Origin of the sequence: Pseudomonas meliae (assembly GCF_001400515.1) — a bacterium.
GTDB classification, from domain to species: Bacteria; Pseudomonadota; Gammaproteobacteria; order Pseudomonadales; family Pseudomonadaceae; genus Aquipseudomonas; species Aquipseudomonas amygdali.
In genome coordinates this window covers 1-12,435 of sequence record NZ_LJQT01000331.1, presented here as the reverse complement: position 1 = coordinate 12,435, position 12,435 = coordinate 1, and the positions used below count along the sequence as shown (strand labels likewise).

Sequence of the window (12,435 nt, the reverse complement as noted above, 5' to 3'; positions counted from 1 at the left end):
CTCCGCGTCGCATGCCGTTCGGGACGCTCCGCGTCCTCTTTGCGACGCAGAGCGTCATGACCTGCATTCCCACGCTTGAGCGTGCGGAACGATCATCTCAACGACCGTTCGCTAAAACCACCTCTCCGGCAACAGATTCCTTGCATACCAAGGCCTGCGCGGCACGCGGCGTAGCAGGTTGCTCAATTTGTCATCCGCCGCAAAGGTAATGCGCAGCGCAAGCTTCATGACTTCCGGGTCCATTTCCATGGTCGTGCCTGCCGCCTGCCCGGGCACGGTGCTGCAGCCGTGGGTTTCCGGCCCCAGCCACGGGTCGCTGACTTCGACCCAGCGGCCCGCCGCGAACCACGGCACGCCATTGACTTCCAGGCGCTTCACTTCACCCGGATGAAAGCGCTTGTGGGCGCGGAACCAGTCGTCGATGCGGTCGTCGATCCAGCCGTGAAACATCCAAAACACCGGGTTCACATGCGATGAAAACGGATCGGCGAGAAAGTCGTTTTCCGGCTCGAACCAGCGCTCGGCGAAGTCGTCCGAACGACGCGCCATGGGCACCGGCTGGCCGTTGGCGGGGTCGCGAGCGACGGAGGCCCAACGCATGTGCAACCAGTCGTGCAGTTCCAGCTCAACCTGCGAACCAAACTGCCCCAACGTCAGCTTCGACAGAAAGCGCGGGTCGCGGTACTGCGACTCCCAGACCTGAAAGTGCGTGTGAAACGTCTCGTGGCTTTTGATATCGCTGACCAGTTGCGTGTATTCCTCATCGCCCTGGGCCAGCCAGTTGGGCGGCAGCGAACAACCGTCGTGATTATCGAAATAACGTGCGAAACCCAACCGGTCACGCTCCAGCTCAGGCTGAGGCAACGGAAACCGCAGCCACGACGGCAGGTCCTGAATCTTGCGCGCCTGAATCAGCATGTGCCGGTGCATGTAAAAGAAGTCTTCACCCGAACCGTTGCGGTCCTTGTGCGGGCCGCGCGCATCACGCTCTTTCTCGCGCGGCCCCGGCTGCCAGCCGATACCACGCAGGGCGTTGCGCTTGTCTTCGGGCAGCTTGTGCCATTTGTCCCGAGAGGCATGCCACAGCTGGTGAAACAAGCGATGCTCCTTGGAAACCAGCCAGGCCAGAAACGGCGGACTCAGGCCGACCCGCTCGCGCGCCTCAGGGAACACCTGCTTGATGGCAATCAGGCGGTTTTCCAGCTCCGGCAGGGCCAATGGCCGGTCAAGAGGTTCGATACGTCCGCTCAACGTGCCGCTGCCCGCATTGCCGAACGCGCCCCAGACTTCATCAAGGGTCAGGCTGAATTCGTAATCCGGAGTGTCGCTGTGCGGATCATTGCCAGCATGGCCATCCATGACCCGCAGATACAGCTTTGCCGCGTCGGCCGGTTGCAGGTCGCCAATCACCCGGAAGCGTGGCTGTGCGTCGCTGCGCAATTGCTCCGGCGTATCGATATAACCGCGCAGGCCGCGACCGCGCGGGGCAATGTCGAGAAACATTTCCAGACCTTCAAGCGGCGCATCGGCCAGCCCGGCATCACGCCCTTCGAAACGCAGCGTCCATACCCCGCGCAGCTTGTCGGCCAGGCGCTGGGTAGACGTATCTGCGGGCCCGACCGTGGCCTCGCCCGGTGTCACGGGTTCCTCGACACGGGTGAATTCCCGATGCGCATAATAGGCAGCCGGAACTGCCGCGCCGGTCAGCGCCAGCCCTGCTATGAACCCTCGTCGAGAAATCGTCATTACCCTACCTGTTCCAGCACCGAGACAGCCGTTATCCAAGCTAGAACGTAAACCCGGCAGACAAATTTAGTTCAGCGTCTGAATCCAGGATACGGCGCTAAATTTTTCGCCCATCCGCTCGTTCTCCACCAGATAGCAACAGCCCTTGCAGGCTGCGCAACGGTTAATCTGAACGAGACGGAAATGACAAGACCGCGTTGGAAAAAGGCTCTCTTCATCGGCCTGCCGCTGGCCCTGGCCATCAGTGCAGGCGCGGGTTTTCTGGCCTGGAATTACTGGTCGCCTGCCGGTTACCCGGTCAAGGTCATGAAGCAGGCCGACGACCTGCAAGAGCGGATCATTTCCTTCGACAGCCACATCACCGTGCCGATGAAATTCGGCAGCGAGGGCAATGAAGCCGACAAGGACGGTTCGGGCCAGTTCGATCTGGTGAAAACCGCACGCGGGCGCTTGTCCGGCGCAGCACTGACGGTATTCGGCTGGCCGGAAATCTGGAACGGCGACAATGCCCCGCATCGCCCGACACCCGGCTTTGTCGACGAAGCGCGCCACCAGCAGGAAGTGCGCTACAAGATCATCACCGGCATGGTTCGGGATTTCCCCAATCAGGTCGGCATCGCCTATACCCCCGACGACATGCGCCGCCTGCACGGCGAGGGCAAGTTTGCGATTTTTATCAGCATGCTCAACGCCTATCCGCTGGGCAATGACCTCAGCCTGCTGGACCACTGGACAGCGCGCGGCATGCGCATGTTCGGTTTCAGTTACGTCGGTAATAACAGCTGGGCCGACTCTTCACGCCCCCTGCCCTTTCTAAACGACACGCCCGACGCGCTGGGCGGCCTGTCGGAAATCGGCAAGCAGGCAGTGCAGCGCCTCAACGACCTGGCCGTGATCATTGATGTCTCGCAAATGTCGAGCAAGGCACTGGAGCAGGTGAGCCAGTTGAGCCGTACGCCAATGGTCGCCTCGCACTCGGCCCCGCGTGCGCTGGTGGACATCCCGCGCAACCTCAGCGACGAGGAAATGCAGCTCATCAAGCGCAGTGGCGGCGTGGTGCAGATCGTGGCTTTCCCGGCCTATTTGAAGCCGCTGACCCAGAAGACTCAGGACAAGCTCAACGCCCTGCGCAAGGACTTCGACCTGCCGCCACTGCCCAACCTGGCCATGGCACTGATGCCCGGCGACGCGATTATCACGGTCTGGCCGGAACAGCGCTTCGGTGCCTACGCCAGCAAGCTGTACGCGATCCTTGAAGAAGAGCCCAAGGCCACGGTCAAGGATTTCGTCGACGCCATCGATTACACGGTCAGAAAGATCGGTATCGACCATGTCGGCATCAGCTCCGATTTCAATGATGGCGGTGGCGTAAAAGGCTTCAACGATGTCAGCGAGATTCGCAACGTGACCGCCGAGCTGATCGAGCGCGGTTACGCCGAAGCGGATATCACCAAGCTCTGGGGCGGCAATTTTCTGCGCGTCTGGGAGCAGGTGCAGGCTTCGGCGCGTCCGGATGCGAAACAAACCAACCTTTCGAATGCCGCTAGCCGAACATCAGGCGCTACCGCTCATGACTGACCGCAGAACCTTCCTCAAACAGGCCGGAGTGCTGGCCGCAGCCTTGCCACTGGGCTCCGGTCTTGCGTCAACGGCACTGGCGTCCGCACCTGCACCGACATCCACAGACAAATGGGCGCGCTTGAAACAGCTGTTCAATCAGGACCCGGATTACGTCCACCTTTCCAATTTTCTGGTCACCTCGCACCCCACTCCGGTTCGCGAGGCCATCGAACAGCATCGCGCGCGCATCGACCGCAACCCCGGACTGGCGATGGACTGGGACCTGGGGGAAACCGAGCGCCGCGAACATGAAGTTCGCGTCTGGGCGGGCAAGTACCTGAATGCCCAGCCTGGCCAGATCGCCCTCACCGGCAGCACCACCGAAGGGCTGGCGATCATCTACGGCGGTCTGCATGTGCGCCCGGATCAGGAGATTCTGACCACCGAGCACGAGCATTCCTGCACCCGCGACATCCTCAAATTCCGCCAGCAGCGCGAAGGCACTCAGGTGCGCAAGATTCGCCTGTTCAAAGACCCGGCGACCGTGTCGGCAGACGAAATCATCGGCTCCATTGCGCGCAGTATTCAGCCGAAGACGCGAGTGCTGGGCATGACCTGGGTGCAGTCCGGCAGTGGTGTGAAATTGCCTATCGGGGCCATCGGCGATCTGGTCGAGGAACACAACCGCAACCGTGACGACAAAGACCGCATTCTGTATGTGGTCGACGGCGTACACGGGTTTGGCGTCGAGAACCTGGATTTCCCGGACATGAAGTGCGACTTCTATGTCGCCGGCACTCACAAGTGGATGTTCGGCCCGCGCGGTACAGGCATTGTCTGCGCCCGCTCGGAGCAGGTCAAAGACCTCACCCCACTGATCCCGACGTTCTCGGAAGCCACTGGTTTCAGCACGATCATGACGCCCGGCGGTTATCACTCGTTCGAATACCGCTGGGCACTGAACGAGGCGTTCAAGCTGCACCTGCAACTGGGCAAAGCCGACGTGCAGGCGCGCATTCACGAGCTTAACAGCTACCTCAAGCAGCGCCTCAAGGCGCAGCCCAACGTCGAACTGGTGACACCGATGGACCCGGCACTGTCGGCGGGTTTCAGTTTCTTCCGGCTCAAGGGCCAGGAAAGTGACGAGGTGGCCGCCTGGCTGATGAAACAACGCATGGTCGTGGACGCCGTGAGCCGCGATGTCGGCCCGGTGGTGCGCACCGCGCCGGGATTGCTGAACAACGAGGCCGAAATCGATCGATTCATGGCCCTGCTCAGCCAGCGCAGCTGACGTGCGTGCACTGAATCCACTGTTTTCCGTTTTCCATCGAGACCCGTCATGAAAAAAACACTGCTGCCCCTTTCCGCTCTGCTCGGCCTGTTGTTCTGCGGCACAACCCTCGCCGCCACGCCTGCGCCCGGAAAAGTGTTCAAGGACTGCAAGGATTGCCCGGAAATGGTCGTGCTGCCTGCGGGTACTTTCACCATGGGCGCACCCGAGGAAGAATTGGGTCGCCAGCCGGACGAAGGCCCGCTACACGACGTGACCTTCGCCAAACCGTTCGCCATCAGCCGTTTTCAGGTGCTGAGCGGCGAGTGGAATGCCTATATCAAGAGCTCCGGCTACAAGATGCCGGATGGCGATACCCGTCCAGGCCGCGAGTGCAAGGCCGGCAAGCCACGCTACCCGCTGACGGCGCGCCAGCCCGCCGTGTGCATGGACTGGAACGAAGCCAGGGCCTATGTCGAATGGCTGTCGAAGAAGACCGGCAAGTCCTATCACATGGTCAGCGAAGCGCAGCGCGAATACGCGGCACGTGGCGGCAGCAAGGGCTCTTTCCCGTTCCCGATGGACGAAGGCAAGCCTTACAGCATCGCCAAACACGCCAACACCTACGGCCCGGAAGACGGCTTCAGCTACACCGCACCCGCTGGCAGCTACAGCCCCAACGATTTCGGCATTTACGACGCCCACGGCAATGTCTACGAATGGACCGCCGATTGCGAGACCAGCAACTACAACGGCGCGCCCACTGACGGCAGCGCGTGGCTGGCTGGCGATTGCACCTGGAAAATGATTCGCGGCAATGACTGGACCGAAGCGCCGATCTTCTCCCGCTCCGGCAACCGCAACAGCCGTCAGCCGGATGTGCGTGGCGACTGGCTGGGTTTCCGGGTCGCCCGCGACCTGTAACGGACTTCATGCGCGCCTGCGGCCTGCGACAGACGCGGGCCGCACTCACGGACACTGACGAGACACACCATGACCCGCAAAACTGAAAGCCTCGCCCGGGAAACCCTGAGAATCCTCAAGCCCTTCTGGTGGCTGGTGGCGCTGTCGACCGTGCTGGGTATTGTCAGCGGTCTGAGCGTCACCGGCCTGCTGGCCACCATCAACAACGCGATGAACATGCCCGGCGGCCCGGACACGCAGACCGCGCTGCTGTTTGCCGGGTTGTGTGTGCTGACCCTGGCCTGCTCGACACTGTCCAACCTGTCGACCAACTACGTTGGCCAGCGCGTGGTCGCCAACCTGCGCCGTGAGCTGGCTGCCAAGGTGCTGGTGGCACCCATCGAGCAACTGGAGCGTTATCGCTCGCACCGTCTGATTCCGGTGCTGCTCAACGACGTCAACACCATCAGCACCTTCGCCCTGTCGGTCGCACCGATGGTCATCTCGTTCACCGTCACCCTGGGCTGCCTGACCTATCTGGCACTGCTGTCCTGGCAGATTCTGGCGCTGACCGTGCTCACCGTGGTGCTCGGCACCGGCGCGCAGTACCTGGCCCATGCGTACGGCATGCGTAGCATTCTGGCGGCGCGCAACAGCGAAGACGAATTGCAGAAGCACTATCAGGCGCTGTCTGCGGGTGCCAAGGAGCTGCGCATTCAGCGCAAGCGTCGCCAGCACATGCTCGACGAGAAGATTCACGGTGCCACCGAGCACATCTGCCGCTCGAACATTCGCGCCGCCAATATTTTCGTCAGCGCGGAAACCTTCGGTTCGATGCTGTTCTTTGCCGTGATCGGCATCGCCATCGCCTTCCAGGCCATGTGGCCGACCACTGAAAAAACCGTGCTGGGCGGCTTCGTGCTGGTGATGCTGTACATGAAAGGCCCGCTGGAACGCCTGATCACAGCCCTGCCCGGCATCAGCCGCGCGCAGATCGCCATGCGCCGTATCGCCGAACTGTCGTGGAAGTTTTCCAACCCCGAACCCCACTTGCTGGTCAGCGACCGCCCCAATTCGCTGGCCAATATGCAAACCCTGGAACTGCACAACCTGCGCTATGACTACCCGCCGGTCGAGGGCAGCGACGCCTTTCATCTCGGCCCGGTCGATTTGAGCATCAAACAGGGCGATATCGTGTTCATCGTCGGCGAAAACGGCTGTGGCAAGACCACGTTGATCAAGCTGCTGCTGGGTCTGTACACGCCGCAACAGGGCGAAATCCGCCTCAATGGGCAGACCGTCACCCCGGAAAACCTGGATGACTACCGCCAGTTATTCACTACGATCTTTGCCGATTACTACCTGTTTGATGAGCCGTTGCAGGGGCAGGCCGCGCTGCCGCAAGACGCCGGCAAATACCTGGAGCGGCTGGACATCGCGCACAAGGTCAGCATAAAGGACGGTGCCTTCACCACCACCGACCTGTCGACCGGTCAGCGCAAGCGTCTGGCACTGATCAACGCGTGGCTGGACGAGCGTCAGGTGCTGGTCTTCGACGAGTGGGCTGCCGATCAGGACCCGGCGTTCCGGCGCGTGTTCTACACCGAACTGCTGCCGGAGCTGAAGCAGCAAGGCAAGACCATCATCGTCATCTCCCATGACGACCGCTATTTCTACATCGCCGACCAACTGGTACGCATGCAGACCGGGCAGATTCAGGTCGAGCAGGTGCAAAACGACACTTACGACAAAACCATTCCGGCCTGATTCATCCACGCCTCGAAAGCCCCGCCCGGCCAGTCCGCGAGCGGGGCTTTTTGTTACCCGGCGAAGTCATACCCGCCCTAATCAGATAGCCAAGCGCCATCTTTTTTCCGGAATTGTGAAAAATTCATTAAATAAACGTTATTCGCTTTCGTTCTCATTAACAGCGAATTGCGTGCACAGCCATCTCCCGCGCAGCGCCTTATAAAAAAGTTGCTCACGCCTGCCCCGTCGACGGCTGAACCCGACTGCGCAGACCTGAACAACGCTCTCAATCTCCTTGCCGATACCCACTGGAAAGAGCCAATTCATGCACAACCCGTCACGACTTACCCCGCTCAGCAAAGCGTTGATGCTCAGTCAGATGTTCCGCTCCCGGCCATCCATGGCGGCCATGGGCCTTGCGCTCTGCATGCCGGTGGCCAGCCAGGCACAGGAAACCGCCGCAGACGGTTCGACCACCACGGGCACGGTCAACCTAGCCCCGACCGCGATCGACTCGCAGTACCTGGGCACCGCCACTGACGGCACTGGCTCTTACACCACCGGCGCGGTAAGTATCGGCAAGGGCGCGCCACAGTCGCTGCGTGAAACACCGCAGTCTGTAAGCGTGGTGACTCGGCAAGTCATGGATGACAACAACCTCAACAGCCTGAGCAAGGTTCTGGAAGACACTCCGGGGATCACCTTCCAGTACCGTAACTTCGGCGGTCACGTGTATACCTCGCGCGGCTTCTCGCTGCTGGCGGAGAGCTTTCTGGTCGACGGCATTGGCGGCCAGGGCTATCAGATCACCGGCTGGATGCAGCCGGACATGGCCATCTATGACCGTGTGGAGGTATTGCGCGGCGCGTCTGGCCTGCTGGTAGGTGCCGGTCAGCCCGGTGGCGCGGTCAATCTGGTGCGCAAACGCCCGACCGCCGACAACAAATTTTCGATCACCACTCGCGCAGGTTCGTGGGACCAGTACCGCGTCGATCTGGATGGCAGCGGCAAGCTCAACGATTCGCGTACGCTGCGCGGGCGCATGGTCGCGGCTTACGATGACAGTGGTTCGTACCTGGATGGACGCGACAGCCGCACCCCGCTGCTGTACGGCATCGTCGAAGCCGACCTGAGCGATGACACCACGCTGACCATGAGCCTGCGTCGCCAGGAACAGGTCATCAATGGATACTCGATCTACGGCCTGCCGCGCTACAGCAACGGCCAGTCGCTGGGCCTGTCGCGCTCGACCAATCTGGCGCAGAAGTGGAACCGTCTTGAAAGCGACATGACCGAGGTCTTTACCGAAGTCGCGCATCGCTTCAATGAGGACTGGACCAGCCGCACGTCGCTTACTTACTCGCAGGGCGGTTTTGATCAGAACATTGCCTACGCACGAGGCGCAGTAAACCCAACGACGCTGGCGGGCTCCAATTTTCAGGGCACACTGTTTCGCAAGGACGAGGTCGACAGCGTCGGTCTGAACAGTCAACTTGAAGGTAACTTCAACGCGTTCGGCCTTGAGCATCAGGTAACCCTGGGGGCTGACTGGTCAAAGCAGGACGCCAACACGCATCAGGCGACCGTGACGAGACGCACCGCAGTCAACGTCTTTGATGTCGACCAGAGCGCTTTCGCCAAACCGGTCCGTCCGGCCTGGACCACCGACATCGACACCACCGAAGAACGCGCAGGCCTGTACGCCAACACGCGTATTCACCTGAGCGAGCCGTTGAGCGTGGTTCTGGGCAGCCGCCTGAGCTGGTATGACTACAAGTACGACGTCAAAACCGGTGCGGCCAACAGTTACGAATCCAAGCAGACTCAGGAATTCACCCCGTTTGCCGGCCTGATCTACGACATCAACGACAACTGGTCGTGGTACGCCAGCTATGCCGACATCTTCACGCCACAAGCCAACTACGTAACCGCAGGCGGCTCGCCGCTGGACCCGGCCATCGGTTCCAACTACGAAACGGGCTTCAAGGGTGAACTGTTCGACAAGCGCATGAACCTGTCGATGGCGCTGTTCTACATCAAACAGAAAGATGTCGCCGCGCTGGACGTGAACACTACTCAGACCTGCCCGACCAGCTCCGACGGCTCCTGCTACCTGCAGGACGGCATCAGCCGTAGCAAGGGTGTCGACGTCGAAGCCAGCGGTGAAGTGTTGCCAGGCCTGCAGGTATTCGGCGGCTATACCTTCAACATGCTGCGTAACAATGGCGATGCAGATGTAGCCTACGAAACACCGAAACACATGCTGCGCCTCAACACCAGCTACAACCTGCCGGGCGCATGGAACCGCCTGACCCTGGGCACCGGCGTGTCGGCAGATTCGGGCTATGAAGTGCCGTCCAACAAACAGCTGGGCGTTTCTGGCAAGGCCATCTGGGATGCGCGAGCCTCGTGGAAACTGGACGAGAACTGGAAGGTGTCGCTCAACGCCGAAAACCTCTTCGACCGCAAGTACTACAGCACCTCGATCGCCACCGACCGCTCCAACGTCTACGGCGAACCGCGCAGCTATGTCCTGACCTTGCGGGGGGATTTCTGATCTGAGTCCAGGCTTTTGATTCTGGCCGAAGGCCGTGGGAGCGAGCCGGGCGACGCTTCGTTTGTTCGCGAAGAAGTCAGTATGTTCTCAGAAAATGCATTGTCTGAACGACCGTCTTCGCGAACAAGTTCGCTCCCACAGGTATTTGCATTTATCCTGCACCCTCGATTTCAATGAGCCATCCTTCCCATGCCAACACCCTTCAGCCGTCTGCGCACAGGCCGCGTGAAAACGCTTGGCTTGCGTCTGGGCGGGCTGGTGCTGGCATTGGCTTTTCAGGGCGAGGCACTGGCTGAAGAGTTCGACTTCGATATCCCCGCACAACCCTTGAACAGCGCCCTTAAAGAGCTGGGGCGCCAGGGCGACCTGCAAATTCTTTACAACCCCGATGATGTGAACGGCAAGTTCAGCAGCCCGGTGCACGGCAGGTTGACGCCTGAACAGGCGGTCGCGGATCTGCTGAAACAGGCTGGTGTAACGCACAACCTCGAGGCCGACACCCTGACCCTCGGCAGCGCGGCGTCAGCGCAACCCATGAACCTTGGGCCAGTGGCGATCAAGGGCGACCCGTTCGGTATCACCACCGAGGGCAGCGGCTCGTATGCGGCGACCGGCGTGAGCATCAACAAGGCATCACAATCGCTGCGCGAAACCCCGCAATCGGTCACGGTCATGACCCGTCAGTTGATGAACGACAAAAACCTCAACGGCCTCGACGAGGTGATGGCGCAGACGCCTGGCATCACCTTTTCGCAACGCAACTTTGGCTCTCATGTGTTCAGCTCGCGGGGCTTCGCGCTGGAAGACGAGAGCTACACCATCGATGGCGTTGCCGGTCAGGGTTACAGCGTGACCGGCTGGATGACCCCGGACACGGAGATCTACGACCGCGTTGAAGTGCTGCGCGGTGCTGCCGGGCTGTTGATCGGCGCGGTCAATCTGGTGCGCAAGCGGCCGACCGCCTTACCGCAGTTCTCGATCACCACCCGCGCCGGCAGTTGGGACCAGTACCGGGTCGATCTGGATGGCAGCAGCAAGCTCAACGACTCGGGCAGCGTGCGCGGGCGTTTTGTCACGTCTTACGAAGACCGTGGATACTTCATCGACGGCCTGAAAAAGACTGCGCCGCTGTTGTACGGCATTCTGGAAACCGACCTGAGCGAAGACACCACACTCACGCTGGGCCTGCGCCATCAAAGCGCGGATACCCACGGCTATTCGATTTTCGGCCTGCCCCGCTACAGCAACGGCAAAGCGATTGATCTGCCGCGTTCCACCTCCTTGGCCCAGGACTGGAACCGTCATCAGACCCGCACCGACGAGGTGTTCAGCGAACTGGAAACCCGCTTTGACGAGAACTGGAGCGGCACACTGTCTGCCACTCACTCCGATGGGGCTTTCGATCAGAAAGTCGCGTACGCACAAGGCGCCATAGACCCTGCGACCCAGAGCGGTTCACGACTGGTCAGAACCCTGTTTCGCTCGGACACGCTGCAAAGCGACGGCTTCGACAGCCATCTGGACGGTCGTTTCGACGCCTTTGGCCTGACCCACCAGTTGACCATCGGCGGCAACTGGTCTGAGCAAAAACGTGATTCGCGCTATGCCACCGTCAACAGCAATCGGCCGCTGGACATCTTCAATCCCGATCACGACGCGATTGCTGAACCTGCGCGTCCAGCCTGGCGCAGCACCGACTACAGCGACAAGCGTTATGGCGTTTACAGCAACCGAGTCGTTGAGCCTGGTCATGGGCGGCCGGGTCAGCTGGTATGACTATCAGAGCCAGTCCGCAGGCGTGACTACTCGCGCTCAGGAGGAAAACCAGGTCACGCCGTTCGTTGGCGTGATCTACGATCTGAACCGAGACTGGTCGTGGTACGCCAGCTACACCGATATCTTCCTGCCGCAGAGCGGTTATCGAACGGCATCCGGCGCATTCCTCGACCCGGCCATCGGTGCCAGCCATGAAACCGGCATCAAGGGCGAGTTGTTCGACAAGCGCCTGAACGTGTCTTTCGCGCTGTTCTATGTGAAACAGAAAGACGTGGCGGTCGAGGACGATGCCAATGCGGGCCAGTGCCTGAGCAACGACGCTTACGGCACCTGCTATGTGAATGGCGACATCCGGCGCAGCAAGGGTATCGACATGGAGATCAGTGGTGAGCCGTTACCGGGCTTGCAGACCCTGGCCGGCTACACCTTCAACCTCACGCGCGGCAGCGACGGGAAATCGATTTCAGCAGAAACACCCCGGCACATGCTGCGCTTGTCCAGCAGCTACAACCTGCCCGGCACCTGGCGTCGACTGACCGTCGGCGGCGGTGTGTCGGCGCAAAGCGGCTACTCGGAGCACGAGTCGACCCAGCCCATCGACAACCCTGGCCGCGCCATCTGGGACGCACGCGCCTCATGGAAGATCGACGAACACTGGTCGGTGGCCCTCAACGGCAACAACCTGCTGGATCGCAAATACTACAAGGCAACCGGCGACATCGACCGCGGCAACTACTACGGCGACCCGCGCAACTACGTCCTGACGTTGCGCGGCGATTTTTAGAAGCCCGCGCTCGCGCCTTACAATCAAGACCGGACGCAGAGAGTCGCACGATAGTTGGGGTCATCGTTCCGCACGCTCCGCGTGGGAATG

General features: G+C 60.9%; 6 protein-coding genes and 1 pseudogene. 6 read left to right on the top strand and 1 reads right to left on the bottom strand.

Going from position 1 to position 12,435, the window contains the following annotated elements:
- Nucleotides 1–111 precede the first annotated feature (111 nt).
- Nucleotides 112–1,746 (bottom strand): pyoverdine maturation tyrosinase PvdP, encoded by a 1,635-nt coding sequence (pvdP, locus tag ALO64_RS15570; RefSeq protein ID WP_044343287.1) that lies wholly within the window; start codon nucleotides 1,744–1,746, stop codon nucleotides 112–114.
- Nucleotides 1,747–1,929: 183 nt separating this feature from the next.
- Between pvdP and pvdM the strand changes: the two genes are divergently transcribed.
- The 6 genes and pseudogenes from pvdM to ALO64_RS15540 all read left to right on the top strand — a co-directional run bounded on the left by pvdM (nucleotide 1,930) and on the right by ALO64_RS15540 (nucleotide 12,345).
- The gene (pvdM, locus tag ALO64_RS15565; RefSeq protein ID WP_044343288.1) at nucleotides 1,930–3,324 is read left to right on the top strand and encodes a pyoverdine-tailoring dipeptidase-like protein PvdM; all 1,395 of its coding nucleotides are present in this window, start codon (nucleotides 1,930–1,932) and stop codon (nucleotides 3,322–3,324) included.
- Nucleotides 3,317–4,597, top strand: coding sequence for a pyoverdine-tailoring periplasmic protein PvdN (pvdN, locus tag ALO64_RS15560; protein WP_010214448.1), 1,281 nt, complete (start codon nucleotides 3,317–3,319; stop codon nucleotides 4,595–4,597). Before pvdM ends, pvdN begins: the two co-directional genes overlap by 8 nt.
- 48 nt (nucleotides 4,598–4,645) lie before the next feature.
- The gene (gene pvdO, locus ALO64_RS15555; RefSeq protein ID WP_044343289.1) at nucleotides 4,646–5,500 is read left to right on the top strand and encodes a dihydropyoverdine dehydrogenase; all 855 of its coding nucleotides are present in this window, start codon (nucleotides 4,646–4,648) and stop codon (nucleotides 5,498–5,500) included.
- Between the two features lie 69 nt (nucleotides 5,501–5,569).
- The gene (locus ALO64_RS15550) at nucleotides 5,570–7,246 is read left to right on the top strand and encodes a cyclic peptide export ABC transporter (RefSeq protein WP_005753277.1); all 1,677 of its coding nucleotides are present in this window, start codon (nucleotides 5,570–5,572) and stop codon (nucleotides 7,244–7,246) included.
- A 307-nt stretch (nucleotides 7,247–7,553) separates the two neighbouring features.
- Nucleotides 7,554–9,785, top strand: a complete 2,232-nt coding sequence (locus tag ALO64_RS15545; RefSeq protein ID WP_044343290.1) for a TonB-dependent siderophore receptor — start codon at nucleotides 7,554–7,556, stop codon at nucleotides 9,783–9,785.
- Between the two features lie 189 nt (nucleotides 9,786–9,974).
- Nucleotides 9,975–12,345: pseudogene (locus tag ALO64_RS15540) on the top strand (TonB-dependent siderophore receptor).
- Nucleotides 12,346–12,435: the final 90 nt, after the last annotated feature.